22 protein-coding genes, 1 tRNA gene, 2 pseudogenes and 1 riboswitch are annotated in these 24,711 nt (G+C 70.9%); of the genes and pseudogenes, 20 read left to right on the top strand and 5 right to left on the bottom strand.

The window, feature by feature from the left end; translation table 11 throughout:
• Positions 1-241 precede the first annotated feature (241 nt).
• Positions 242-388 carry a hypothetical protein gene (locus tag QF032_RS16615; RefSeq protein ID WP_306951751.1) on the top strand — a complete coding sequence of 49 codons (147 nt, stop codon included), beginning with the start codon at positions 242-244 and terminating at the stop codon, positions 386-388.
• A 92-nt stretch (positions 389-480) separates the two neighbouring features.
• Here QF032_RS16615 and QF032_RS16610 read toward each other — a convergent pair whose 3' ends face one another.
• Positions 481-888 (bottom strand): hypothetical protein, encoded by a 408-nt coding sequence (locus QF032_RS16610; protein ID WP_307056359.1) that lies wholly within the window; start codon positions 886-888, stop codon positions 481-483.
• A gap of 284 nt (positions 889-1,172) precedes the next feature.
• Here QF032_RS16610 and QF032_RS16605 point away from each other — a divergent pair, with 284 nt between their 5' ends.
• From QF032_RS16605 to QF032_RS16535, 15 genes and pseudogenes are all read left to right on the top strand, one after another.
• Positions 1,173-2,003, top strand: coding sequence for a glycoside hydrolase domain-containing protein (locus QF032_RS16605; RefSeq protein ID WP_306951753.1), 831 nt, complete (start codon positions 1,173-1,175; stop codon positions 2,001-2,003).
• Between the two features lie 34 nt (positions 2,004-2,037).
• Entirely contained in the window at positions 2,038-2,385 is a 348-nt protein-coding gene (locus QF032_RS16600) for a hypothetical protein (protein ID WP_307043563.1), read from the top strand.
• 13 nt (positions 2,386-2,398) lie between these two features.
• Positions 2,399-3,031, top strand: coding sequence for a hypothetical protein (locus tag QF032_RS16595; protein WP_307056357.1), 633 nt, complete (start codon positions 2,399-2,401; stop codon positions 3,029-3,031).
• Between the two features lie 189 nt (positions 3,032-3,220).
• Complete coding sequence (locus QF032_RS16590; protein WP_307043560.1) at positions 3,221-3,865, top strand: SurA N-terminal domain-containing protein; 645 nt, start codon at positions 3,221-3,223, stop codon at positions 3,863-3,865.
• Positions 3,866-4,078: 213 nt separating this feature from the next.
• Entirely contained in the window at positions 4,079-5,089 is a 1,011-nt protein-coding gene (locus tag QF032_RS16585; RefSeq protein ID WP_307043559.1) for a nucleoside triphosphate pyrophosphohydrolase, read from the top strand.
• A gap of 144 nt (positions 5,090-5,233) precedes the next feature.
• The gene (locus tag QF032_RS16580; protein ID WP_307056355.1) at positions 5,234-6,559 is read left to right on the top strand and encodes a cytochrome P450 family protein; all 1,326 of its coding nucleotides are present in this window, start codon (positions 5,234-5,236) and stop codon (positions 6,557-6,559) included.
• A gap of 217 nt (positions 6,560-6,776) precedes the next feature.
• A complete protein-coding gene (locus QF032_RS16575; protein WP_307056353.1) occupies positions 6,777-7,835 on the top strand; it encodes a LysM peptidoglycan-binding domain-containing protein in 1,059 nt (352 codons plus the stop codon).
• Positions 7,836-8,040: 205 nt separating this feature from the next.
• Positions 8,041-8,223, top strand: a riboswitch (cyclic di-AMP (ydaO/yuaA leader).
• Positions 8,224-8,226: 3 nt separating this feature from the next.
• Positions 8,227-8,925, top strand: coding sequence for a LysM peptidoglycan-binding domain-containing protein (locus QF032_RS16570; protein ID WP_307043554.1), 699 nt, complete (start codon positions 8,227-8,229; stop codon positions 8,923-8,925).
• A gap of 335 nt (positions 8,926-9,260) precedes the next feature.
• Positions 9,261-10,556, top strand: a complete 1,296-nt coding sequence (gene eno / locus QF032_RS16565) for a phosphopyruvate hydratase (protein ID WP_057578620.1) — start codon at positions 9,261-9,263, stop codon at positions 10,554-10,556.
• 139 nt (positions 10,557-10,695) lie between these two features.
• On the top strand, positions 10,696-11,172 hold the full coding sequence (locus tag QF032_RS16560; protein ID WP_306951761.1) for an FtsB family cell division protein: 477 nt from the start codon (positions 10,696-10,698) through the stop codon (positions 11,170-11,172).
• 30 nt (positions 11,173-11,202) lie between these two features.
• Positions 11,203-11,742, top strand: coding sequence for a DUF501 domain-containing protein (locus QF032_RS16555; protein ID WP_307043551.1), 540 nt, complete (start codon positions 11,203-11,205; stop codon positions 11,740-11,742).
• Positions 11,739-12,680, top strand: a complete 942-nt coding sequence (locus QF032_RS16550; RefSeq protein ID WP_306951763.1) for a Ppx/GppA phosphatase family protein — start codon at positions 11,739-11,741, stop codon at positions 12,678-12,680. Before QF032_RS16555 ends, QF032_RS16550 begins: the two co-directional genes overlap by 4 nt.
• A gap of 453 nt (positions 12,681-13,133) precedes the next feature.
• On the top strand, positions 13,134-14,528 hold the full coding sequence (locus QF032_RS16545; protein ID WP_306951764.1) for an NAD(P)/FAD-dependent oxidoreductase: 1,395 nt from the start codon (positions 13,134-13,136) through the stop codon (positions 14,526-14,528).
• 112 nt (positions 14,529-14,640) lie between these two features.
• Positions 14,641-14,990: pseudogene (locus QF032_RS16540) on the top strand (Uma2 family endonuclease); the annotation flags it as partial.
• A gap of 179 nt (positions 14,991-15,169) precedes the next feature.
• A complete protein-coding gene (locus QF032_RS16535; RefSeq protein ID WP_307056351.1) occupies positions 15,170-16,459 on the top strand; it encodes an SAM-dependent methyltransferase in 1,290 nt (429 codons plus the stop codon).
• Positions 16,460-16,518: 59 nt separating this feature from the next.
• On the opposite strand, the pseudogene QF032_RS16530 reads toward QF032_RS16535, so the two are convergent.
• Together QF032_RS16530 and QF032_RS16525 are read right to left on the bottom strand one after the other, a co-directional pair.
• Positions 16,519-19,048, bottom strand: a pseudogene (locus QF032_RS16530) (ABC transporter permease).
• Between the two features lie 81 nt (positions 19,049-19,129).
• Positions 19,130-19,900 carry an ABC transporter ATP-binding protein gene (locus tag QF032_RS16525; protein ID WP_306951768.1) on the bottom strand — a complete coding sequence of 257 codons (771 nt, stop codon included), beginning with the start codon at positions 19,898-19,900 and terminating at the stop codon, positions 19,130-19,132.
• Between the two features lie 480 nt (positions 19,901-20,380).
• On the opposite strand from QF032_RS16525, the gene QF032_RS16520 reads away from it, so the two are divergent.
• The 3 genes from QF032_RS16520 (at position 20,381) to QF032_RS16510 (ending at position 23,060) form a co-directional block, all read left to right on the top strand.
• Positions 20,381-20,464: transfer RNA gene (locus QF032_RS16520), tRNA-Leu, on the top strand.
• Between the two features lie 314 nt (positions 20,465-20,778).
• Positions 20,779-21,954 carry a 4-hydroxybenzoate 3-monooxygenase gene (locus QF032_RS16515; RefSeq protein ID WP_307056349.1) on the top strand — a complete coding sequence of 392 codons (1,176 nt, stop codon included), beginning with the start codon at positions 20,779-20,781 and terminating at the stop codon, positions 21,952-21,954.
• A 212-nt stretch (positions 21,955-22,166) separates the two neighbouring features.
• Positions 22,167-23,060: a Bax inhibitor-1/YccA family protein gene (locus QF032_RS16510; protein WP_306951772.1), complete on the top strand. Its 894-nt coding sequence runs from the start codon at positions 22,167-22,169 to the stop codon at positions 23,058-23,060.
• Positions 23,061-23,163: 103 nt separating this feature from the next.
• Here the strand turns inward: QF032_RS16510 and QF032_RS16505 are convergent, their stop codons facing one another.
• Entirely contained in the window at positions 23,164-23,391 is a 228-nt protein-coding gene (locus QF032_RS16505; protein WP_020128488.1) for a DUF4287 domain-containing protein, read from the bottom strand.
• Positions 23,392-23,494: 103 nt separating this feature from the next.
• On the opposite strand from QF032_RS16505, the gene QF032_RS16500 reads away from it, so the two are divergent.
• Positions 23,495-23,806 carry a hypothetical protein gene (locus QF032_RS16500; RefSeq protein WP_173985633.1) on the top strand — a complete coding sequence of 104 codons (312 nt, stop codon included), beginning with the start codon at positions 23,495-23,497 and terminating at the stop codon, positions 23,804-23,806.
• A 21-nt stretch (positions 23,807-23,827) separates the two neighbouring features.
• On the opposite strand, the gene QF032_RS16495 is transcribed toward QF032_RS16500, so the two are convergent.
• Positions 23,828-24,643 (bottom strand): hypothetical protein, encoded by an 816-nt coding sequence (locus QF032_RS16495; RefSeq protein ID WP_307043543.1) that lies wholly within the window; start codon positions 24,641-24,643, stop codon positions 23,828-23,830.
• Positions 24,644-24,711: the final 68 nt, after the last annotated feature.

Below are 24,711 nucleotides of genomic sequence, written 5' to 3'. Positions count from 1 at the left end.
CCCGTGAGCGATGGCGTGGGAACCGCGGCCGGAAGGCACGCTCGGCCAGACAGCGGACGATATGGAGTTCAGGTGAACGGCGCTTGGCCGGACGGTATGGGGATGGTCAAGTAACAGTACGGTTTTGCCTGGTCAGAGCCGGTATGACCCGGCGGGGTGCACGGTCACAGGTCGGCGGTTCCGCCCGGTGCGCGGTGACGGCCCGGCGTTGGTGGTCGGGGCCGAGGGAGTCGGCCTGACAGTGGCGCTCGCCGTCACCGTGTTCGGCGCCGACGATCCGGAGACCGGCACCGGGGAATGGGCGGCCCTCTCGGGTTTCTTGTGGGGAGTCACCGCGTTGGCCGTATGGCCCGCCGTACGGATCCTGCGGCGCACCCGGCGGAGGTGAGCTCCCGGTGCTGCGACGAGCAGGACCTGGCGTTGCGACGCGTACGACCTGGCGCTGCGATGAGCGCGACCGGTGCTGAGGCCGCTCGTGCCTCAGCGGCCGTACTGGTATCCCTGCTGCGGATGCTGCTGCTGGTACTGCGGCTGGCCGTACGGCATCGCCGTCGGGGGATGAGGCGGCTTCTTGTCGAACATCGCGAACAGCAGCAATCCCGTCGCCGTCAGCAGGGTCACCATGAACGCGATGCCGAGGAAGGGGTCGCCGTCGCCGTCGGCGGTGTTCATCGCCCACGGCAGGCTCACGCACTCGTACAGCGTGAACGAGGCGAAGGCGGCCCAGTCCGAGGGGTGTTTGCGGCGGATCGCGACGTAGAGGAAGGGCACCCAGACGAGGAGCCCCAGTGACCCCCACGCCAGGACCACCCAGGCGAACCGCTGGAACCAGCCGGCCGCCAGCTGTCTCTCCGTACCCGCCGCCATCGCCGTCGTCGGCATCGTCATGTCGCCCCCCAAGTCATCAGGGCGTAAGGGTAGGACATCGCAGGACCTCCCGCGCCCTCGCTTCTTTACTGTGACATGGGCGAATCTTGTGGCTCTGGGGGACCGGTGTTTCCCGATCGCTGGGGCGCCGCGCGTTATGGTGCGATCCGCCTCCGGTGCCGGACGTCGAGTCGACTCCGTATCGTCGCACCGGTCAAGGGGAGACTTCCGCACGACGCAGCCGTACACAGTCGTACGCAGCGACGACGCCGTACGCACAGATGAACGATGGGGTTGGGGAACGCATGGCCGAGCACCGGCAGTCCAGGAAGCGCAGATACATCACGTGGGGCGTCGCCGGCGCGGCCGTCCTCGCGGGGGCCGGGATAGCGGCGCAGACCTCGATGGCGGCCACCGTCTGGCCCGCCCAGAAGACGTACACCGGGCGTGCCTTCGACGCCTGCACCGCCCCCTCGCTGGCCGCGATGAAGGCCTGGAAGACCGACGGCTACTACAGCGGCGCCGCCGTCTACGTCGGAGGCAAGAACCGGGGTTGCGCCCAGCCCAACCTGACCGCGTCCTGGGTGAAGTCGGTCAACACGCTCGGCTGGAAGCTCATCCCGCTCTACGTCGGCGCGCAGCCGCCGTGCCAGACCGGCTCCAGCCCCGAGAAGATCACCGCCTCCACGGCCACCTCCCTCGGCGCCAAGGACGGCGCGGACGCCGTCGCCAAGGCCGCCGCGCTCGGCATGAAGGCCGGCAGCCCGATCTACCTCGACATGGAGGCGTACGACATCACCAACAAGTCGTGCAACGACTCCGTGCTGGCGTACGTCCGCTCCTTCAGCAAGACGCTGCGCGCCAAGACGTACCGCTCCGGCTACTACGGGTTCAGCAGCTCCAGCGCCAAGGCGATCGCCACCGCCACGAACAAGACGGACCTGCCGGGCAACCTCTGGTACGCGCTGTGGGACAAGAAGGACACCACGACCACGGACTGGCCGTGGGGCGCCACCCAGTTCACCGGCCACAGCCGCGGCCACCAGTACCTGGTCAACAGCAAGGAGACCCGCGGCGGTTACACGATCACCGTGGACCGCGACTCCTGGGACGCCCCGGTCGCCATCGTCGGCTGAACCGGATCACACGAGGACGGGGAAGGTGCGGGAGATGAGGATCGTCTTCGCGGGGGCGGTGACCGGTGCGGCGCTGCGCACGCCGGCCGCCCGGGTGGGCTTCGCCCTGCTGCCCGTCCTCAGCCTGGGACTGCTGTGCCCCGTCCCCTTTCTTGTCCTCGCCCTGCGCCGGCGTTCCCGAGCCGACTGGTGGGCCTTCGTCGCCTTCAGCGCGGTACTGGCGGCATGGGTCACCGAGCTGTCACTGACACCGGTCGACACGCACGGGGCGCTGTTCGCGCTCGACGTGCTGCTGATCGGCCTGTCGACGGCCGGCGCCGCCACCCACGCGTGGCGGACCTGGCCGCAGCACGCGGCCGCGAAGCAGGAAGCACAGGAGTAGGGAAACGGCAGCGGTGAGCAAGCAGGTCAGACAGGTGTCCCGGACGCGGTCGGCGACGTCCGGGAAGGCGAAGCAGGCGCGCGCAGGGCGGGCGTTCGCTCTGGGGCGCGCCGCCGTGAGGTGGCTGCGCGCCCTGCGGGGGCGCGTCCTCGCCGTCTCGGCGGGCGCGCTCGTGGCCGCCGCGGCCCTCGCGGTGGCCGCCGTCCTCCTCTTCTCCCACGACGACCGTGCCCCCGTCCCGGACACCCGTGCCCGTGCCTACACCGACGTCGACGCCTGCCTCCTCACCGATGGCAAGGGCATCACCGGCGCCACGGCGGCCACCGTCTGGCAGGGCATGCAGGACGCCTCTCTCAGGACGCACGCGCGCGTGAGCTACGCCCCGGTGACCGGCGAACAGAGCGTCGGCAACGCGCGCCCCTTCCTCAACGGTCTCCTCCAGCGCTCCTGCGATGTCGTCCTGGCCGTAGGAAAACCCGAGGTCACCGCAGTGGAGGCGACGGCCCCGCAATACCGGAAGGTCGACTTCGTCCTGGTGGGAGGTACCACGCGCGCGGGCGGGAACGTCCACGCGGTGACCACGGGCGACACCCTGCGCGCCGACGTGGCGGACGCGGTCGAGCATGCCGTGGACGCGCCGAGCTGACCGTTCGCAGCGACGAGCGGGCGGCAACCGGGGGGTGAGCGGGCGGCAACCGGGAGGCGAGCGGGCGCGGCGGTGCCGGAAGTCCTGGTGAATCGTTGGTCGAATGGGTTGGCCGCAGCCGCGCCACTGCCTACCATCGATCACCGCAAGACCTTGTGCACCGCCGCACAATCTCCTCGGGAGGCTTCCTTGCACCGCCGTCGTCGCACCGCGCTCCTGCTGTCCGCCGCGATCGCGGCGGCCCCTCTCCTCACCGCCTGCGGCAACGACGCGCATCCGGGCGCGGCGGCCGTCGTGGGGGGGCAGCGGATCACCGTCGCACAGCTGGAGAGCCGGGTGGACGAGGTGCGCTCCGCGCAGCGCGCGGCCGTCACCGACGACACCCAGTACGCGCAGGCCGTCAGCCAGACCGGCGGGCTCGCCCGGGACACCCTGCACGGCATGGTCCTCGACCAGGTGCTGCACCGCGCCGCCGAGGACGCGGGCATCACGGTCACCCCCCGCGAGGTCCAGGAGATGCGGACCGGTCTGGAACAGCAGGCGGGCGGTGCGAAGGGCCTGGAGACGGCGTGGCTGCAGCAGTACGGCATCCCGCCGCAGCGCCTCGACGAGAACCTCCGCCTTCAGCTGGAGGCCCAGAAACTCGCCGCCCAGCTGGGCACGAACACCAGCCAGCCCGCCTTCTGGAGTGCCCTGTCCAAGGCGTCCAAGGCCCTCGGCGTCGACCTCAACCCGCGCTACGGCAGCTGGGACGCGCAGAAGGTCGCCCGTGTCGACGCGAAGACCCCGTGGGTGCGGGAGGTCACGGCGACCGGGACCAAGCAGACGACCTGACCTGCGATCGAGGTGACCCTGCCCGGTCGAAGTGACCTTGCAAGGTCGAAGTGACCTTGCCCGGTCACGCGTCCCTGCGGCCCACGCACCGCAGGGGTGCGTGACCCCGCGACCCACCCCTGCGGCCGGCATGACCATGTGATCGTGTGACCGGCGGGCCTGCCCTGTGGACAACTCCTGGGGCCGTCGGCGGGCGTGCGTTACGTTCGGGGTGTGAACGCAATCAGCTCCGCCGATGCCGACGTCGCAGTAACGGCCCCCGGCCGCGTCGTCCTGCTCACCACCAGCCACCGCGTCGCCCCCGGTCTGCTCTCCTGGCCGGCCTGGCAGGCCCTGCGCGCGGCGGACCAGGTGCTGTGCGCGGACGGCGCGCACCCGCAGCTGCCCTATCTGCGGGACGCGGGCATAGCCGTCGAGGAGACCTCCCCGACCGCCGAGGAGCTGGTCGCCGCCTGCTCCGGCGGCCGCACCGCCGTGGTGGTGGCGACCGGCGAGGGCGAACCGGCCCTCACGGACGGTCTGGCCCGGCTGGCGGGCTCCGGCCGGGTGTCGATGCCGGAGCTGGAACTCCTCCCCGCCTCCTACGACCTGCCCGGCGCCCGGCTGCTCGACCTCGTCCAGGTCATGGACCGCATCCGCGACGAGTGCCCGTGGTCCTCGCAGCAGACCCACCAGGGCCTGGCGAAGTACGCGATGGAGGAGGCGTACGAGCTGGTCGAGGCGATCGAGGACGGCGACCGCGACGAACTCCGCGAGGAGCTGGGCGACGTCCTGCTCCAGGTGGTCTTCCACGCCCGTATCGCCGAGGAGGACGAGGAGTCCCCCTTCTCCGTCGACGACGTCGCGGGCACGATCGTCGCCAAACTCGTCCACCGCCACCCCCATGTCTTCGGCGACGCCACCGCCACCACACCGGAGGAGGTCAAGGAGCACTGGCTGCGCACGAAGGCGGCGGAGAAGCGCCGGGCGTCGGTGACCGACGGCGTTCCGCTGCACCAGCCCTCGCTGGCTCTCGCGGCGAAGCTGACCGCGCGGGCCAGGACGGCGGGGCTGGACGTACCCCTGCCGGCCGCCGAGGGCATCGGCTACGAACTGCTCGCCCTCGCCGCCCGGGCCGAGTCGGAGGGCGTGGACCCGGAGGCGGCGCTGCGGGCAGCCGCCCGGGCCTACCGGGACGCGATCCGGGCCACCGAAGGCGCCCCCGACCGCCCGTCCTCGACGTAAGCCCCGTCCCCGGCCCCGGCCCGTCCATGTCCCTGGCCCCGGCCACGTCACTGGCCCCGGCCATGTCTCCATCTCCGTCCCCGGCCCCGCCGCTGGGGCGAGGGAGCGTGACCGCGCACTCAGGAGGCCCGCTACGGTCGGGTCGTGACCGACCCGAACCACCCGAACCACCCGCCCCGGCAAACCCCGGCCGACGTTCCGCCCGCGCCGGCGCTCTTCACCTGGGAGTTCGCCACCGACCCCTACCCCGCCTACGCCTGGCTGCGGGAGCACGCCCCCGTGCACCGGACCGTGTTGCCGAGCGGGGTCGAGGCCTGGCTGGTCACCCGGTACGCCGACGCCAAGCAGGCCCTCGCCGACCCGCGGCTGTCCAAGAACCCCGCACATCATGACGAACCCGTCCACGCCAGGGGCAGGACCGGCATTCCCGGGGAGCGCAAGGCCGAGCTGATGACGCATCTGCTCAACATCGACCCGCCGGACCACACCCGGCTGAGGCGGCTCGTGAGCAAGGCCTTCACCCCGCGCCGTGTCGCCGAGTTCGCGCCGCGCGTGCAGGAGCTGACGGACCGGCTGATCGACCGGTTCGCCGCCGAGGGCCGGGCCGACCTCATCCACGACTTCGCCTTCCCCCTCCCCATCTACGCGATCTGCGACCTGCTGGGCGTCCCCGAGGAGGACCAGGACGACTTCCGCGACTGGGCCGGGATGATGATCCGGCACGGCGGGGGCCCCAGGGGCGGCGTCGCCCGGTCGGTCAAGAAGATGCGCGGCTACCTGCTGGAGCTCATCCACCGCAAGCGCGCGGAGCTTCCCGCCGAACCCGCCCCGGGCGAGGACCTCATCTCGGGTCTGATCCGCGCCTCCGACCACGGCGAGCACCTCACGGAGAACGAGGCCGCCGCGATGGCCTTCATCCTGCTGTTCGCCGGCTTCGAGACGACGGTGAACCTCATCGGGAACGGTATGTACGCCCTCCTGACCCATCCCGCCCAGCGCGAGGCCCTGCAGCGCTCCCTCACCGAGGACGGCGGCGACCGCGTCCTGCTCGCCACCGGCGTCGAGGAACTGCTCCGCTACGACGGTCCCGTCGAACTCGCCACCTGGCGGTTCGCGACCGAGCCGGTCGGCATCGGCGGCCAGGACATCGCACCCGGCGATCCCGTCCTCGTCGTGCTGGCCGCCGCCGACCGCGATCCGGCCCGCTTCACCGATCCCGACACCCTCGACCTCTCCCGCCGTGACAACCAGCACCTCGGCTACGGCCACGGCATCCACTACTGTCTGGGCGCCCCGCTGGCCCGGCTGGAGGGCCAGACCGCGCTGGCCACCCTGCTCACCCGGCTCCCCGACCTCCGACTGGCCGTGGAACCGGCCGAGTTGAGGTGGCGCGGCGGCCTCATCATGCGCGGCCTGCGCACGCTGCCGGTCGAGTTCACCCCCGCGTCCGCCGCCGGCTCCGGCGCCTGACGGCCGTGTCGCGACCGGTGCGGGCCTGACGGGACGTCAGCCGGATTGTGACCATGAGAGGGAGTAAAGGTGACCGATCCTCAAGTCTGTGATCTTCACGTGATCTGCGCGGCATTAACTTGTGACAAGTGATCGTCTGCCGATACGTTCACTCGTCAGCGCGACGCGTCAGCTCACTCGCCCGCGCCGGCACTGCTGTCCAGAGAAAGGCCCTCGCATGCTCTCCGGGAACGGTCGTCACCGTCGCCCCCGCCAGGCCCCCGCGCTGCTCGTCGCGGCCGGGGTGACCGGCTCCGCCATCGCCATCCCGCTGTTCGCCGCCTCCGGCGCGAGCGCCGCGGACGGCACGGTGTGGGACAAGGTGGCGCAGTGCGAGACCGGGGGCTCGTGGAGTGCCGGCGACGGCGGTGACGGCGAGTCCGGCGGCCTGAGCCTGACCCTGCAGGACTGGAAGGCCTACGGCGGGCTCGACTACGCGGCGAGCCCCGACCTGGCCAGCCGCAACCAGCAGATCGCCGTGGCGCAGAAGGTGCTCGCGGCCAAAGGCATCGGCGCGTGGGGCACCTGCGGGCTGACCTCCGGGCTCACCAAGGAGAACGGCGCGCTGACCGTGGACACCGGCGTGGCGGGCGATTCGTCAGGATCGTCCGGCTCCTCGGGTTTGTCCGACCTGTCCAGAGGCTTGTCGGGTTCCTCGGGGTCGTCGAGCTCCTCGGGTTCGGGCAACGGCTCGACCGACTCCAGCGGTTCGACCGGTTCGGCCGGTTCGTCTGACTCATCCGGATCATCCGACTCATCCGGTGATTCCACGAGTTCACCCTCAGCTTCGCCTTCGTCGCCTTCGTCGCCTTCGTCTCCCTCTGCCGTCACGGGCGACTCCGGCGGCGCCGGTCGTCAGGGTGACCCGCGGGCGGCCGACGGCTCGCCCACGGGAACCCCGGAAGCGGACGACTCGGACAAGTCGGGCCAGGAAGTGGGTTCCTGGAACCTCGTCGACACCGGCTCTCTCGGGTCCGGCCGTCATCGCGGTGCCACGGCCGACGAGCCGGCGGCCAAGGGCGCCGACACCGAGGCGGGCGGTGCGTCCACCGCCTCCGCGGGCCGGCATGCCGCGGCCACCTACGTCGTCCAGGAGGGCGACTCCCTCGCCTCCATCGCCGACTCCCTTGGTCTCCATGGCGGATGGCGTGCCCTCTATGCCGAGAACAAGGACCTCATCGGCGCCGACCCGAGCGACATCGCCCCCGGTCAGACCCTCGACACAGGCGTCCAATAGGGCGCAAAGCCCAAGAAAAACAGCGGGAGTTCACGTCACACTTCGCGCCGAATGTCCGATTTGGTGAAAGTGTGGGATGAGTCTCAGAAGCCCTGATCGTCTTTGAAATTCCGCGGATCGCGTGTCTACGGTCGTGACCGCTCGGCAACCCGAGCCCCGGCCGTCGCAACGCCGAATCCTGCCAGCGGCAGCCCGGGAACAGTCGTCGCGTCAAGCGCCGTAGGCAGGAGCGGGGGACCCAAGGTAAGTGCCGCACCGGGAAATCGCCGGAGCGGCTCGGGGTGAAGTCACCCCTCCCACGGAGCGCAAGCTCCGGCGGAGGAGTGGCCGGGCAACTCACACGGCCCGAACCCGACAGCTCACCTCGCAGGCGTCGGTGAGGGGATCCACCATGCTGTTTTCCGGTAAGGGCAAGCACCGCCGTCCGTCCAAGGCCACCCGCGCCGCCGCTCTGGCCGGTGTCACCGGCGTCGCCATCGCCGCCCCGCTGATGGCGGCCGGCAACGCCTCCGCCGCCACCGCCTCCGAGTGGGACACGGTCGCCCAGTGCGAGTCCGGCGGCAACTGGTCCATCAATACCGGCAACGGCTACTACGGCGGCCTGCAGTTCTCGTCCTCCACCTGGGCCGCGTACGGCGGCACGCAGTACGCCTCGCAGGCCAACCAGGCCTCCAAGGCCCAGCAGATAGCCATCGGCGAGAAGGTCCTCGCGGGCCAGGGCAAGGGCGCCTGGCCGGTCTGCGGCAAGGGCCTGTCCGGCGCCTCCTACGACGGCGCCGGCGCCTCGAACAACAGCTCTTCCGGCTCGTCGGACAGCGGCAGCAGCTCCCGCTCGACCGAGCAGAAGAGCAGCTCCCGCTCCACCGACCGTCCGGCGGCCGCCAAGAAGTCCAAGACGGTCACCACCCCGACCGGCAAGAAGGTCAAGAAGGGCGACGGCGAGTACAAGGTCGTCAAGGGCGACACCCTCAGCTCCATCGCCGAGAAGCACAAGGTCGAGGGCGGCTGGCAGAAGCTGTTCCAGCTGAACAAGGACATCGTCCAGGACGCCGACCTCATCTACCCGGGTCAGCAGCTGCACCTGAAGTGACGGCCGGCCGCCGACGCGGCCACGGTGCCCTCCTGGTGAAGGCCGGCGCCCCGAGGACCTCGTGACGGTCCCCCCGTCCCCACAGCCCCCCGTTCCGGTGCGTGTTCCCCCGTACGCACCGGGACGGGGTTTTCTCTTGCGCCCTCCCGGTTCGCGCAGTGGATTTCCGGGTCTTTCCGGCCGCTTCCCGCCGCCGCTTTGTTCCGGGAAGGAACAATGTGTACGGTCAGTCCGTCCACGGGACGGTCGGTCGGTGGCCGACGCTCCGGAGACGGTTAGGCTCTAGGCGCAAGGCCACGCGCCGCGCACTTTCAGCGTCACATCCCATGAAGGAGATGCTCGTGCCGTCCATCGACGTCGTCGTAGCCCGGGAAATCCTGGACTCCCGAGGCAACCCCACGGTCGAGGTCGAGGTCGGCCTCGACGACGGCAGCACGGGTCGTGCCGCCGTTCCGTCCGGCGCCTCCACGGGCGCCTTCGAGGCCATCGAGCTGCGCGACGGTGACCCGAACCGCTACCAGGGCAAGGGCGTCGAGAAGGCCGTCCTCGCCGTCATCGAGCAGATCGGCCCGGAGCTCGTCGGCTACGACGCCACCGAGCAGCGCCTGATCGACCAGGCCATGTTCGACCTGGACGCCACCGACAACAAGGGCTCGCTCGGCGCCAACGCGATCCTCGGCGTCTCGCTCGCCGTGGCGCACGCCGCCTCCGAGGCCAGCGACCTGCCGCTGTTCCGCTACCTGGGCGGCCCGAACGCGCACCTGCTGCCCGTTCCGATGATGAACATCCTGAACGGCGGCTCGCACGCCGACTCCAACGTGGACATCCAGGAGTTCATGATCGCCCCGATCGGCGCGGAGTCCTTCTCCGAGGCCCTGCGCTGGGGCGCCGAGGTCTACCACACCCTCAAGAAGGTGCTGAAGACCAAGGGCCTGTCCACCGGCCTCGGCGACGAGGGCGGCTTCGCCCCGAACCTGGAGTCCAACCGCGCCGCGCTCGACCTCATCATCGAGGCCATCCAGCAGGCCGGTTACGTCCCCGGCGAGCAGATCGCGCTCGCGCTCGACGTCGCCGCGTCCGAGTTCTACAAGGACGGCAAGTACGAGTTCGAGGGCAAGTCCCGCTCGGCCGCCGAGATGACCGAGTACTACGAGGAGCTCGTCTCCGCGTACCCGCTCGTCTCCATCGAGGACCCGCTGTACGAGGACGACTGGGCCGGCTGGAAGGTCATCACCGACAAGCTGGGCGACAAGGTCCAGATCGTCGGAGACGACCTCTTCGTCACCAACCCGGAGCGCCTGGCCCGCGGCATCGAGGAGGGCTCCGCCAACGCCCTGCTCGTCAAGGTCAACCAGATCGGCTCGCTGACCGAGACCCTGGACGCCGTCGAGATGGCCCAGCGCAACGGCTTCAAGTGCATGATGTCCCACCGCTCCGGCGAGACCGAGGACGTCACCATCGCCGACCTCGCCGTCGCGGTGAACTGCGGTCAGATCAAGACCGGCGCCCCGGCCCGCTCGGACCGCGTCGCCAAGTACAACCAGCTGCTGCGCATCGAGGAGATCCTCGACGACGCCGCGGTGTACGCGGGCCGCTCCGCCTTCCCGCGGTTCCGCTCCGCGAACCACTGAGCTCGGCTCGCGAATCACTGAGCGCGGCAACGGCTGACCCCACCCGGGGTAAGGCCTAGCCAGTCGCACGAACGTCCCCGTACTCGGTCCCGTACCGTGTGCGGGGACGTACGCACGTGGGAGACGGGAGGCGCAGCACATGGCCGTGAAGGACCGGGACCGTTTCTCCACCGCGACCAGGATCAAGCTGCTCGGCGAGCAGACCGCGGCCCGCGTCTACCGTTCGCAGACCAAACGCCAGGCCCGCCGCTCCCGCCTCACCGGCCGAGCCGCCCTGCTGGCGCTCGTGCTGTGCACGCTGATCGTGGCCCTGGCCTACCCGATGCGCCAGTACGTCTCCCAGCGCGCCGAGATCGCCGACCTGGAGCGCGAGAAGCAGCAGGCCGGCGAGCGCGTCGAGCAGCTGCGCGACCTCAAGGCGCGCTGGCAGGACGACGCGTACGCCGAGCAGCAGATCCGGCTGCGGCTGCACTACGTGCTGCCGGGGGAGACCGGCTACATCGTCGTCGACCCGGACGCCGTCAGGCGCTCGCGCGCCGACCTCGGGGCGGCCGACCGCCCCTGGTACTCCAACGTCTGGGACGGGGTCGACAAGTCCGACGCCTCCGACCGCTGACCGACCGACTTCACCGATGGAAAGACAGGCATGCAGACGCCCCCGCCGACCACTCCGCGCACCGAGCCCACCGACGCGGACGTCGAGGCCTTCAAGCAGCAGCTCGGACGCCCGCCGCGCGGCCTGCGCGCGATCGCGCACCGCTGCCCGTGCGGTCATCCGGACGTCGTCGAGACGGCCCCGCGCCTGCCCGACGGCACCCCCTTCCCGACGCTGTACTACCTGACGTGCCCGAAGGCCAACTCGGCGATCGGCACGCTGGAGGCGAACGGCGTGATGAAGGAGATGACGGAGCGGCTGCGGTCCGACCCCGAGCTCGCCGCCGCCTACCGGGCCGCGCACGAGGACTACGTCCGGCGGCGGGACGAGATCGAGGAGCTGCGGAACTTCCCCAGCGCGGGCGGCATGCCGGACCGGGTGAAGTGCCTGCACGTCCTGGTGGCCCACTCGCTGGCCGCCGGCCCGGGCGTGAACCCGCTCGGCGACGAGGCGCTGGAGATGCTCCCCGAGTGGTGGCGCAAGGGCGCCTGCGTGACCCTTGCCCAGCCGGCCGAGGGGGAGGCCCCGTGACCCGGGTCGCCGCCGTCGACTGCGGTACGAACTCCATCCGGCTGCTCGTCGCCGACGCGGACCCGGAAACCGGCGAACTCGTCGACCTGGACCGCCGCATGACGATCGTCCGGCTCGGCCAGGGCGTCGACCGCACCGGCCGGCTCGCGCCCGAGGCGCTGGAGCGGACGTTCGCCGCCTGCCGGGAGTACGCGGCCGCCGTCAAGGAACTCGGCGCGCAGCGCCTGCGGTTCGTCGCCACGTCCGCCTCCCGGGACGCCGAGAACCGGGAGGAGTTCGTGCGCGGGGTGCTGGACATCCTGGGCGTCGAGCCGGAGGTCATCACCGGCGACCAGGAGGCCGAGTTCTCGTTCACCGGCGCCACGAAGGAGCTCACCGGCCGCGACGACCTGGCCCGCCCCTACCTGGTGGTGGACATCGGCGGCGGCTCGACGGAGTTCGTCGTCGGCGACGACCGGGTGCGCGCCGCGCGTTCGGTCGACGTCGGCTGCGTGCGGATGACCGAGCGGCACCTGGTCGTGGACGGGAAGGTCACCGACCCGCCGTCCGAGGAGCAGATCGCGGCGATGCGCGCCGACATCGAGGCCGCCCTCGACCTCGCCGAGCGGACGGTCCCGCTGCGCGAGGCGCGCACCCTGGTCGGCCTGGCCGGCTCGGTCACCACGGTCTCGGCGATCGCCCAGCGGCTGCCCGCGTACGACTCGGCGGCCATCCACCACTCGCGCGTCTCGCACGACGAGGTCCGCGCGATCACCGGGCGGCTGCTGCGCTCGACCCACGCCGAGCGGGCGGCGATCGGAGCGATGCACCCGGGCCGGGTGGACGTGATCGGGGCGGGCGCGCTGGTGCTGCTGGCGATCATGGAGCGCACCGGTGCGCAGGAGGTCGTCGTGAGCGAACACGACATCCTCGACGGCATCGCGTGGTCGGTCGCGTAGTCCTCGGCCGGGCCGCTCCGCGCACTCTGCTGAGCAGGAAGGATGCGCGGATGAGCAGTCCTGGGGGCCCTTCGGGGCCCCTTCGGCATGTTCTCGCGACACACCGCCGGGAAAGTTCGTGAAGTTCTTCACAAGGAATTCGGCCCCGTCGGAGGACGATCGTGTCCCGGTTGACCCCTCCGAGGGCCCAACCCCCGTGTGAACGTGTTCAAAAGAGGCGGACGGGGACGTCTCGGCGGGTGTCCCGTGAGGCTCGCCGCGGGGCGCTCACAGAGGCCTTCCGGAGCCGGAGAGGCAGCTCACGCGGCATTGACAACGCCATGCCCTACACGCTGGTTCCCGTTCTCCGCCATGAGGTGGATCACGCGGGTCGCGGAGGATAGCACACACCCTCGGGAAGCTTGTGAAGGGGCGCACGAGCGACCCCCCTGAACCGGGTGGATACTCGATGGCATGAGCACCACGGAGCGTCCCAGGATCCTCGTAGTAGGCGGTGGGTACGTAGGCCTGTACGCAGCTCGGCGCATTCTCAAGAAGATGCGCTACGGCGAGGCGACCGTCACGGTCGTCGACCCCCGGTCGTACATGACCTACCAGCCCTTCCTCCCCGAAACCGCCGCCGGCAACATCTCCCCGCGCCATGTCGTCGTCCCGCTGCGACGCGTGCTGCCCAAGGCGGAGGTCCTCACCGGCCGGGTCACCACCATCGACCAGGACCGCAAGGTCGCCACGATCGCCCCGCTCGTGGGCGAGGCGTACGAGCTGCCCTTCGACTACCTGGTGATCGCGCTCGGCGCGGTCTCCCGCACCTTCCCGATCCCCGGCCTCGCCGAACAGGGCATCGGCATGAAGGGCGTCGAGGAGGCCATCGGCCTGCGCAACCACGTCCTCGAGCAGCTGGACAAGGCCGACTCCACCACGGACGAGGAGATCCGCCGCAAGGCGCTCACCTTCGTCTTCATCGGCGGCGGCTTCGCCGGTGCGGAGACCATCGGTGAGGTCGAGGACCTGGCCCGCGACGCGGCCAAGTACTACAAGACGGTGTCCCGCGAGGACATGCGCTTCATCCTGGTCGACGCCGCGGACAAGATCCTGCCCGAGGTCGGCCCGAAGCTCGGCCAGTACGGCAAGGCCCACCTGGAGAGCCGCGGCGTGGAGATCTACCTCTCCACCTCCATGGACTCCTGCGTCGACGGCCACGTCGTGCTGAAGAACGGCCTCGAGGTCGACTCGAACACCATCGTGTGGACGGCCGGCGTCAAGCCGAACCCCGTCCTCGCCCGCTACGGCCTCCCGCTGGGCCCGCGTGGTCACGTCGACACCGCGCCCAGCCTCCAGGTCCAGGGCACCGACTACATCTGGGCCGCCGGCGACAACGCCCAGGTTCCCGACGTCGCCGCCCGCAAGGCCGGCGTCGAGAACGCCTGGTGCCCGCCGAACGCGCAGCACGCGCTGCGTCAGGCCAAGGTCCTCGGCGACAACGTGATCTCCGGTATGCGGGGCTTCCCGCAGAAGGACTACGAGCACTCCAACAAGGGTGCGGTGGCGGGCCTCGGCCTCCACAAGGGCGTCGCGATGATCGTCATGGGCAAGGTGAAGATCAAGCTCAAGGGCCGTCTCGCCTGGTACATGCACCGCGGCTACCACGGCATGGCGATGCCGACCTGGAACCGCAAGATCCGCGTCTTCGCCGACTGGACCCTCGGCATGTTCCTCAAGCGCGAGGTCGTGGCGCTGGGCGCGCTGGAGTCCCCGCGCGAGGAGTTCTACGAGGCCGCCAAGCCGGCGCCGGTCGCCGCGAAGCCGGTTGCCGCGAAGACCGAGAACGAGAAGGCCAACGCCTCCTGACCTCAGGTCACCCGACCTCGGGCCTGCGGGCCCGCGGTCACTGAACACCCCCGAAGGGGCCGTCCGCCATCCGTGGTGCGGGCGGCCCCTTCGGCGTCCCGCGGCCGGGGCGCGGCACGCGTTGTCACCCTTTGTCAGCGTCGTGCGCGCGGAGGCCGTGACCGACCTGGACCGGCCCGCTTCCAGGCAGCCGACGTCCTGCTCGCCGTGGAGGTGGTCTCCCCGGACTCCGAGGCCCGCGACCGCGACACCAAGCCCCACAAGTACGCCGCCGCGGGCATCCCGCACTTCTGGCTGGTCGAGCTGGCCGAGGCGAACCAGCAGCCCCCGGTCCGCACCTACGAGCTCGACCCGGTGACCAAGACCTACGGATTCACCGGCACCCACCGCGACCTGCTCAAGGTGGGCGTTCCCTACGGCATCGGCATCGACATCACGCCCGAAGCCCTCGACGCGCTCTGACGCGTCCGCCGCCGTCTCCGCCCCGTCGGCGGCACCGGCGTGCGGCGGGTGTCGTCCGGCGTGTGCCGTGTGCCGGTATTTTGCCCAGCCGTGACGGCGTCGCGGGACTGGACACCGCACCCCCTCGTGTTTACGTGGTGACAGGACATTCCGGGATCACCGTCACGGAGGTGTGCATCATGGCTGACGCCGCGCCGCGGCTCCATGGACTCGTCGAACAGTTGCTGGGCGCTCCGTTCCCGCTGCGCGTCCGCGCCTGGGACGGTTCGCAGGCGGGCCCGCCCGGCGCCCCCGTCCTCGTCGCGCACCACCGCAGAGCCCTGCGCCGTCTGCTCTTCAAGCCCGGCGAACTGGGCCTCGCCCGCGCCTGGGTGGCCGGCGACGTGGACATCGAGGGCGACCTGTACACCGCGGTCGACCTGCTCTCCGGCCTTGTCTGGGAGCGCGGCGACGACGCCCGCACCCTCTCCCAGGCCCTGCGCGACCCCGACTTCCGTGCCGCCGTCCGCGGGCTGCTGAAGCTCGCCGGCCCCCCGCTGCCGCCCGCCCCGCCCCGCCAGGAGGTCCGCAGAGGCCGGCACCTGCACACCCGGCGCACCGACAGACGCGCCGTCAGCCACCACTACGACGTCGGCAACGACTTCTACGCACTCGTCCTCGGCCCGTCCATGGTGTACTCCTGCGCCTACTGGGAGACCCCGGACGGCACTCTCGAGGACGCCCAGCGCGACAAGCTCGAACTCGTCTGCCGCAAACTCGCCCTGACACCCGGTCAGCGGCTGCTGGACGTCGGCTGCGGCTGGGGCTCGATGGCGATCCACGCGGCCCGCGAGCACGACGTGCGCGTCGTCGGGATCACCCTTTCCCGGGAGCAGGCGGCCTACGCCCGCAAGCGGGTCGCCGACGCCGGCCTCACCGACCGGGTCGAGATCCGCGTCCAGGACTACCGGGACGTCGCCGACGGCCCGTTCGACGCCGTCTCCTCCATCGGCATGGCCGAACACGTCGGCGCCGACAAGTACCTCGCGTACGCGCGCGCCCTGCACGCGCTGCTGCGGCCGGGCGGCCGGCTCCTCAACCACCAGATCGCCCGCCGTCCGCAACGCGACGAGTCGGCCTACGACGTGGACGCCTTCATCGACGCCTATGTCTTCCCGGACGGCGAACTCGCTCCCCTCGGCGCCACCGTCGCCCAGCTCGAACGGGCCGGCTTCGAGGTCCGCGACGTCGAGTCGATCCGTGAGCACTACGCCCTCACCCTGCGCCGCTGGGTGACCCGTCTGGAGGACGGCTGGGATCGGGCCGTCCGCCTGGCCGGGCCCGGCCGCGCCCGCGTCTGGCGGCTCTACATGGCCGCCTCCGCGGTCGCCTTCGAACGCAACCGCATCGGCGTCAACCAGGTCCTGGCCGTGCGCACCCCCGGCTCCGGGGACTCCGGGCTGCCGCTGCGCGCCCGGACCTGGAACTGACGGAACGGCAGAAGGGCCCGGCGCCGTGAGGACGACGCCGGGCCCGACCGCTGCTGCCGTTACTCGGACTTGATCGCCGTCAGCATGTTCAGGCGGGACGCCCGCCGGGCCGGCCAGAGCGCCGCCAGGATGCCCACCGCCGCCGCGAGCACCAGGAAGACCGCCATCCGGCCCCAGGGCACGACGAGTTCGTAGGTGGCCATCTTCGTGCCGAGCAGTTCGCCCGCGGCCCAGCCGAAGAACACGCCGAGGCCGATGCCGAGCACCCCGCCGAAGAGCGAGATCACCAGCGACTCCAGCCGGACCATCCGCTTGACCGACCGCCGGTCCAGGCCGATCGCCCGCAGCATGCCGATCTCCTGGGAGCGCTCGAAGACGGACATCGCGAGGGTGTTGACGACGCCGAGCACCGCGACGATCACGGCCATCGCGAGCAGCCCGTAGAGCATGTTCAGCAGCAGCGTGAACATCTTCGCGATCTGGTCGGAGAGGTCCTGCTTGCTCTGCACCTTGATGGCCGGGTTGGAGCCGAGGGCCTTCTCCAGCCGGTCCTTCGTACCGTCCGAGACGCCGTCGGACGTCTTGACCATGACCTGCATGTCCGACGGGTCCTCGACGTGCGGGGTCAGCGCCGAGTTGTCGAGGAGGATGCCCCGGATCAGCTCGTTGCTCTCGTACACCCCGGCGACCGTCAGCCGCTGGTCCTTGCCGTCCTCGTAGTGCACCGTGAACGCCGAACCGGTCTTCCAGCCGTTGTACTTCGCGGTGCCCGCGTCGACGACGACCTGTGAGCCGCCCACCGTGAAGGCGCCGTTGTCCATCGGGAGGTCGGTGAGCTCGCCGAAGGCGGAGCCGTTGACGCCGGTGAGGTACTCGGTCTCGCCGTTGATGCGGCCGGGCGCGTTGCGCATCGGGCTGGTGGCGGTCACCCCGTCGACGGTCTTCAGCTTCGCGTCGACGTCCGGGGAGAGCTCGTTGCCGTTGGCCATCGACACGATGTAGTCCGCCTTGATCGCGGCGGACGCCATCTTGTCGATGGACTTCTGCAGGCTGCCCGCCATCACCGTCATGCCGGTGATCAGGGTCAGGCCGATCATCAGCGCGGAGGCGGTGGCCGCCGTACGGCGCGGGTTGCGCACCGAGTTCTGCCGGGCCAGCTTTCCGGACACCCCGAAGATCCGCAGCACCGGCGCGGAGGCCGCGATCAGCGGGCGGGACAGCAGCGGGGTGAGGATGAAGACGCCGATGATCAGCAGGACCGCGCCGAGGCCCATGGGAGCCTGGCCGTCTGAGCCGTCCATCGTCGTCGCGGCGAGGACGACGGCGACGCCCGCCGCCGAGAACAGCGCCCCCAGCGTGTTGCGCAGCACCAGCGACTTGGTGGTCGCGGCGGCGTGCACGCTGCTCATCGCGGCGACCGGCGGGATCTTCGCGGCCCGGCGCCCGGGCAGCCAGGCCGCCACCATGGTGATGACGACGCCGACGGCCATGGCGGTGGCGACCGTGCCGGGCGTGACGACGAGCGGACCGTCGGGGACGGTCGCCCCCAGCGTCCCGAGCAGCGAGCGCAGCCCGGCGCCGATGCCGATGCCGGCGACCAGCCCGGTCACCCCGGCGACCGTGCCGACGACGAACGCCTCGATCAGCACGGACCGGGTGACCTGCCGGCGGGAGGCGCCGACGGCCCGCATCAGCGCGAGCTCCTTGGTGCGCTGGGCGACCAGCATCGTGAAGGTGTTGGCGATGATGAAGGTGCCGACGAACAGAGCGATGCCGGCGAAGACCAGCAGCCCCTGCTTCATTCCGCTCATCGACGCGGAGATCGCCTCGGCCTGGTCGTCCGCCAGTTGACGCCCGGTGGTGGTCTCGACCCGGTCCTTGGGCAGGGCGGCGTCCAGCGCCGACTTCAGCGCGCTCTGCGAGGTTCCGGCGGCCGCCCTGACGTCGATCTCGTCGTAGGTGCCGGGCTTGCCGAAGAGCGCCTGCGCGCTCGCCGTGTCGAACAGGGCGAGGCTGCCGCCGGCGGCGACGTTGCCGTCGTCGGTGGTGAAGACGCCGACGATCCTCGGGGTGAGGACGGGGCCGTCCACGGAGATCCGCACGGTGTCACCGACCTCGTACCCGGCCCGCTCGGCGGTCCGCCGAGTCGATGAGGACCTCGTTCCTGCCGCTCGGGGCGTGCCCGGAGACGAGCGGGTACCGGGTGTCCTTCTTGCCCCAGTAGTTGCCGCCCTGCGACTGGAAACCGCCGCCGACGAGCTTGCCGTCCTTGTCGGCGATGGCGGTGAAGCCGTTGACGACGCCGATCGCAGAGGCGGCGCCCGAAACCTTCGCGCTCTGCTCCAGCAGGGCCTCGGTCAGCTCGGGCGTCTTGACGATGCGGTCGCCGACGTCGGGCTGGGACTCGGCGGTGACGGCGACGTCGACCTGGTCGAAGCCCTTGGCGGAGCTGTTCTGGAGGGCGTTGGACAGGGTGTTGGTGAAGACCAGGGTCCCCGAGACGAAGGCCACGCCGAGCATCACGGCGAGCACGGTCATCAGGAGCCGGGCCTTGTGCGCGAGCACGTTGCGCAAGGCGGTACGGAACATGGGTGGTGTCTTCTCAGTCCTGCTCGTCGGCGAGCGGTCGGTCCCGGTCCGGGATCAGCCGGTGGTGGTCCCGGACCGGGATCAGCTGGTGCGGCCCTTGGCGTCGAAGCGCTTCATACGGTCGAGCACCGACTCGGCGGTCGGGCCGTGCATCTCGTCGACGATGCGTCCGTCCGCGAGGAAGACGACCCGGTCCGCGTAGGCCGCTGCCACCGGGTCGTGGGTCACCATGACCACGGTCTGCCCCAACTCCCGCACGGAGTTGCGCAGGAAGCCCAGCACCTCGGCGCCCGAGCGCGAGTCGAGGTTGCCGGTCGGTTCGTCGCCGAAGATGATGTCCGGCCGGGAGGCCAGGGCGCGGGCGACGGCGACCCGCTGCTGCTGACCGCCGGAGAGCTGTGAGGGCCGGTGGCCGAGCCGGTCGGCGAGGCCGACCATGGCGATGACCTTTTCCAGCCACTCCTTGTCCGGCTTGCGCCCCGCGATGTCCATGGGGAGCGTGATGTTCTCGCGGGCCGTCAGCGTCGGCAGCAGGTTGAACGCCTGGAAGATGAACCCGATCTTGTCCCGGCGGAGCTTGGTGAGCTGCTTGTCCTTCAGCGAGCCGAGCTCGGTGTCGCCGATGCGCACGGAGCCGGAGGAGAAGGTGTCGAGCCCGGCCACGCAGTGCATCAGAGTGGACTTGCCGGAGCCGGACGGCCCCATGATCGCGGTGAACTCGGCCTGCCGGAAGTCGGCCGACACCCGGTCCAGGGCGACCACCTGGGTCTCGCCCTGTCCGTAGATCTTCGACAGGTCCGTGGCGCGCGCGGCCACGGCGGTGGTCCGCTCGGCGAGGGGGCTGGTGGTCACGGGAAACGGGCTCCTGACGGGACGGTGGATGGTTCCGGGGGACTGGACCATCGTCCCGCCCGCCCGGCGCCGTGTAGTCAGCCGCTGTTCCGGTTCTGAGGGCAGACTCCGGACGGACCAGGAGCCGCGATGTCATACCTGGGGATGACCCGGGCCCCTGAGGAGCGGTCCCGCGAGAGGCCCCCGAGAGGCCCGCGAGCCGGCTTACGGAGACGGTCGTGGGAGGCGGTTCCGCGGGGCTCGGCGGCGCGACGATGTGTCAAGAACCGGTGGAGCAACCTCGTCCGGACGGTGAAATTCCGTCATTCCGCATACGCAAGCGGTTTCCGCGCGCCACGCTACTGGCAAGTGCGGATGGCCGGTGCCGTGTACTGATGCACCCTCAGACATCAATAAAATAAGACAACATGAGGTCTGCTCGTCCGCTGTTCGGGGGACGGATCCCGATAGGGTCGGAAGCTCCAGCGGAGCCTTGGGCCTGCCCAGATGGTGGAATGCAGACACGGCGAGCTTAAACCTCGCTGCCCCTTCGTGGGCGTGCCGGTTCAAGTCCGGCTCTGGGCACTTCCGCGGTCACCGTGCGTGACGCTTGGAGACGGTGGGTTGCGAAGGGGTCGCCGGTCACGGCCGGCCGGCCCCTGATGCGTGTTCGGCCCCTGATGCACCTTCGGTCCCCTTTCTCCGTAGCAATGCCGGGCCCGGGTCCGGTACCGGCGCCTCCCGGTCATTCGTGGGCCGGGGTCGTCGACCGTTGACACCCGAAGAAGGAGGGCGCAGACTCGGACCCGGATCGTGAAGTGAAGAAATTTTCACTGCGCGAACAACGTACGGACAGCCTGTACCGGCAACCTCGTCCCGCCCTCGAAGGGAATCGCCCGATGCGCACGACCGTCGGCATCGTCGGCGCCGGCCCCGCCGGCCTCCTCCTCGCCCGTCTGCTGCACAACGCCGGCGTCGACTCGGTCGTGCTGGAGAGCCGTGACCGCGCCTACGTCGAGCAGCGCCAGCGCGCCGGGATCCTGGAACAGGGCACGGTGGACGTGCTGCGCGCGGCGGGAGCCGGGGAGCGCATGGACCGCGAGGGCCTGCGGCACGACGGCATAGAGCTGCGGTTCGACCGCCGCCGCCATCGCGTCGACTTCCCCGCGCTCACCGGCGGCCGGTCGGTGACCGTCTACGCCCAGACCGAGGTGTGCAAGGACCTCATCGCCCTCCAGCTGAAGGAGGGCGGCCCGCTGCTGTTCGAGGCGGAGGCCCTGGCCGTGGAGGACGCCGACACCGACCGCCCCCGCGTCCGCTTCCGCCACCAGGGCGTCGAGGACGTCCTGGAGTGCGACTACGTCGTCGGCTGCGACGGCTTCTGGGGCGTCGCCCGCAAGGCCGTCCCGGCCGAGACGAGCCGCACCTTCGAACGGTCCTACCCGTTCGGCTGGCTCGGCGTCCTCGCCGACGTGCCGCCCTCCCACGACGAGCTGGTCTACGCCCGTCACGACCGCGGGTTCGCGCTGCTGTCCATGCGGTCCCCGTCCGTCTCCCGCCTGTACCTCCAGGTGCCCGAGGGCACGGACGCCGAGTCGTGGAGCGACGAGGAGATCTGGGACGAGCTGGAGCGGCGGTTCGCCACCGACGACGGCTGGCGGCTGGAGCGCGGGCCGATCACCCAGAAGTCGGTCACCCCGATGCGCTCCTACGTCCACGAGCCCATGCGGCACGGGCGGCTCTTCCTCGCCGGCGACGCGGCCCACATCGTGCCGCCCACCGGGGCGAAGGGGCTGAACCTGGCCGTCGGGGACGTCGTCACCTTCGCCAGGGCGCTGACCCACCGGCGGGAGACGGGATCGTCCGCGCTCCTGGACGCCTACTCCGCGACCTGTCTGCGGCGCGTGTGGCAGGCCGAGCGGTTCTCCTACGACATGACCACCCTGCTGCACCCCGCCCCGGACGCGGACCCCTTCGAGGGCCGTCTGCAGCTCGCCCGTCTCGAGCGGATCGCCTCCTCCCGGGCCGCCGAGACCGACCTCGCCGAGGGGTACACCGGGTTCTCGTTCGAATGACCGAACACCGCGGCCCCTCCGGTCTCCGTGCGATACCGGCCATGTCGCGGCTTGGTCATGATCGGGGACCTTCCGTGCCGGGAATCACGAGGGCACGTAGCGTGTTGCGCAGCAACAAGAGGGAAAGATCCTCCCCAAGCACTAGGGTCAATCCTTTGCCTACCCATTACCCTTGAGCTCAAGGCCGCGCAGTGCGGCCACGGAGGAGTGCAATGAGGAGCAGAAACCCGGTCTTCTCGCGACGGGGGTTCAGCCGCGACAACGGCTACGCGGGCTTCAACGCCGCGCCGCAGGCCGGGGGACCCGCAGTCGGCACGCAGCAGGGCAACCCGTACGCCCAGCCGGCCGGCAACCCGTACGCGCAGAACCCCTACGCCCAGCAGGACCTGCAGCACGGCGCCCCGCCGCAGGCCCCGGCCGCCACCGGCCGGATGACGATGGACGACGTCGTCGCGCGCACCGCGACCACGCTCGGCACCGTGGTCGTCACGGCGATCCTGTCGTGGCTGCTGCTGCCCGTCGACGAGGCCAACATCGGCAAGTCGTACGGCATCGCCATCGGCGCCGGCCTGGTCGCGATGGTGCTCGCCCTGGTCCAGTCGTTCAAGCGGCGCCCGGCGCCCGCGCTGATCCTGTCGTACGCCGCCTTCGAGGGCGTCTTCCTCGGCGTGATCTCCAGCGCGGTCTCGACCTACATCGCGGACGGGGTCGTCGCCCAGGCGGTGCTCGGCACCATGGCGGTCTTCGCCGGCGTGCTCGTGGCCTACAAGGCCGGCTGGATCCGCGTCAACCGTCGCTTCTACGGCTTCGTGATGGCCGCCGCGATCGGTTTCGTCCTGCTGATGATGGTGAACCTGCTGTTCGCCGTCTTCGGCGGCGGTGACGGCCTCGGCTTCCGCAGCGGCGGCCTCGGCATCGTGTTCGGCATCATCGGCATCATCCTCGGCGCCTGCTTCCTCGCTCTGGACTTCAAGCAGGTCGAGGACGGCGTGGCCTACGGCGCCCCGCGCGAGGAGGCCTGGCTGGCCGCCTTCGGCCTCACGATGACGCTGGTGTGGATCTACATGGAGTTCCTGCGGCTCCTGTCCATCCTCAACAGCGACTGAGTCAGGAGCCGCTGACCGGCGGCGCGCGAGCGTCGGCGCACGACAGCGGGAAGGGCCCCGGGATCATCGATCCCGGGGCCCTTCGCCGTGTGTCGCGTGCGCGCTAGAGCAGTTTGCGCGCGGCCCTCCTCAGGTCGTACTCGTGGATGATCGCCTTGGCGTGGCCGTACGCGAGGTTGTGCTCGGCGCGCAGCCAGCTGACCTTCTCCTCGAAGCGGAGAGCGGGGCCTTCGTCGACGGTGCGCAGCCAGTCGGCGACTTCACGACCGGTGCAATGGGGGATGCGGGCGAGAATGTTGCGGTGGGTCTCCTCGGAGAGGACATGGGACATCGGCGCCTCCGGTAGCAAAGGGGATGTAAGCCGGTCCTCAGGTCACCGTGCCTGACTGTTCGCCCGTTGGCAACAGTCCCGCTGCGACGCGTAGTCTCGCGGCGTGGCTGATACGACGTCCCTGACCCGTGCGGTGGATCATTTCGCCGATCGTCTGCGCGCCGCCCCGCAGAGCCGGCTGCAGCGAGGCGCGGCCGCCGAGGCGCTGGCCCTGGCGCGGGAGATGGCCCGGCGGACCCAGCTCATCGAGGAGCCCGGAACACCCCTGCGGGAGATGCCCGACGCCGGCATGTTCGCCGCCGCCGACCAGATCACCGTCGCCGCGCACGACCTGGCCCTCGTGCTCACGGACGAGGGCCAGGTCGACGAGGCGGTGGAGTTGGTGGCGCAGGCGCAGAAGCGGGCGGGCGTGTGACGTCCGGGACCCGCCGGACGCTCAGAGGCTCGCTATGACGCGGTCCGCCAGGATGTAGACGTTGTCCCCGCCGCACTGGAACGTCAGGGTGTAGGCGCCGGAGATGCCCGACCCGCCCAGCAGGAACGGCGTCTGGCCCGCGGTCAGGGCCGCGGAGAGCCGCTCGGCCGTCTCGCGGTGGCCCGGGGTCATGCAGAGCGTGGTGCCGTCGGCGAAGACGTAGACGTCGAGAGTGCCGAGCGGGCCCGGCCGGACGTCGGTCAGCTCGATCTGCGCCGAGGCGAGCTCCTCGAGAGCGGCGACCGTGCGTTCGTGGTCGTTCGCGACCGGTGACTGTACCGGCACGAAGTCGGGGTGGGACGGGTGACGGCGGCGGGCGGCGGCCAGTTCGGGCGACTCCCCGGCCATGTCCCCGGCCAGCTCGCCGGCGAACTCGTCGGCGTCCGCGGCCGACTCGGCGACCGACTCCAGCGGCTCCAGGCCCAGCAGGTCGGCCTGTCGGGGCAGGAACAGTTCGCTGTCCGGCAGGCCCAGCAGCGACGGGGCGTCGGAGGCGTCACGCGCCTCCTGGGCGGCCCAGAACGCGCGCGCCTCGGCGAGCTCCCGCTCCCGCTCCTCCGCGAGCGCCTCGGCGACCGCGGCGCGTATCTCCGCCGCGTCGGCGGTGGTGCGGGCGGCCGGGACGAAGCCGCGCAGGTCCGCCGCGGCGTCCTCGGCGTTCCTGGCGAGCTGGAGGTGCAGGGCGGCGACCTGTCGGCGCAACTGCATGAGGGTGCGCAGGACGGCGACGCCCACGGCGCCCGTGGCGGCCGTGGTGACCAGCAAGGCGATCGGCATGGCGCTCACTGACGTACTCCCGGTTTCAAGTCGACCCCCGACTTCCTACATCAGCTTGAAGGGCGGAC

Origin of the sequence: Streptomyces achromogenes, assembly GCF_030816715.1 — a bacterium.
In the GTDB taxonomy this organism is placed as follows: Bacteria; Actinomycetota; Actinomycetes; order Streptomycetales; family Streptomycetaceae; genus Streptomyces; species Streptomyces achromogenes_A.
This window is presented reverse-complemented; position numbering and strand designations above follow the sequence as displayed.

What these genes read in the sequence shown, in the direction of transcription:
- QF032_RS16610 (WP_307056359.1), bottom strand. Translation starts at nt 888, where the DNA reads ATGACGATGCCGACGACGGCGATGGCGGCGGGTACGGAGAGACAGCTG.
- QF032_RS16605 (WP_306951753.1), top strand. Translation starts at nt 1,173, where the DNA reads ATGGCCGAGCACCGGCAGTCCAGGAAGCGCAGATACATCACGTGGGGC.
- QF032_RS16600 (WP_307043563.1), top strand. Translation starts at nt 2,038, where the DNA reads ATGAGGATCGTCTTCGCGGGGGCGGTGACCGGTGCGGCGCTGCGCACG.
- QF032_RS16575 (WP_307056353.1), top strand. Translation starts at nt 6,777, where the DNA reads ATGCTCTCCGGGAACGGTCGTCACCGTCGCCCCCGCCAGGCCCCCGCG.
- QF032_RS16570 (WP_307043554.1), top strand. Translation starts at nt 8,227, where the DNA reads ATGCTGTTTTCCGGTAAGGGCAAGCACCGCCGTCCGTCCAAGGCCACC.
- eno (WP_057578620.1), top strand. Translation starts at nt 9,261, where the DNA reads ATGCTCGTGCCGTCCATCGACGTCGTCGTAGCCCGGGAAATCCTGGAC.
- QF032_RS16560 (WP_306951761.1), top strand. Translation starts at nt 10,696, where the DNA reads ATGGCCGTGAAGGACCGGGACCGTTTCTCCACCGCGACCAGGATCAAG.
- QF032_RS16555 (WP_307043551.1), top strand. Translation starts at nt 11,203, where the DNA reads ATGCAGACGCCCCCGCCGACCACTCCGCGCACCGAGCCCACCGACGCG.
- QF032_RS16545 (WP_306951764.1), top strand. Translation starts at nt 13,134, where the DNA reads ATGAGCACCACGGAGCGTCCCAGGATCCTCGTAGTAGGCGGTGGGTAC.
- QF032_RS16535 (WP_307056351.1), top strand. Translation starts at nt 15,170, where the DNA reads ATGGCTGACGCCGCGCCGCGGCTCCATGGACTCGTCGAACAGTTGCTG.
- QF032_RS16515 (WP_307056349.1), top strand. Translation starts at nt 20,779, where the DNA reads ATGCGCACGACCGTCGGCATCGTCGGCGCCGGCCCCGCCGGCCTCCTC.
- QF032_RS16510 (WP_306951772.1), top strand. Translation starts at nt 22,167, where the DNA reads ATGAGGAGCAGAAACCCGGTCTTCTCGCGACGGGGGTTCAGCCGCGAC.
- QF032_RS16505 (WP_020128488.1), bottom strand. Translation starts at nt 23,391, where the DNA reads ATGTCCCATGTCCTCTCCGAGGAGACCCACCGCAACATTCTCGCCCGC.
- QF032_RS16495 (WP_307043543.1), bottom strand. Translation starts at nt 24,643, where the DNA reads ATGCCGATCGCCTTGCTGGTCACCACGGCCGCCACGGGCGCCGTGGGC.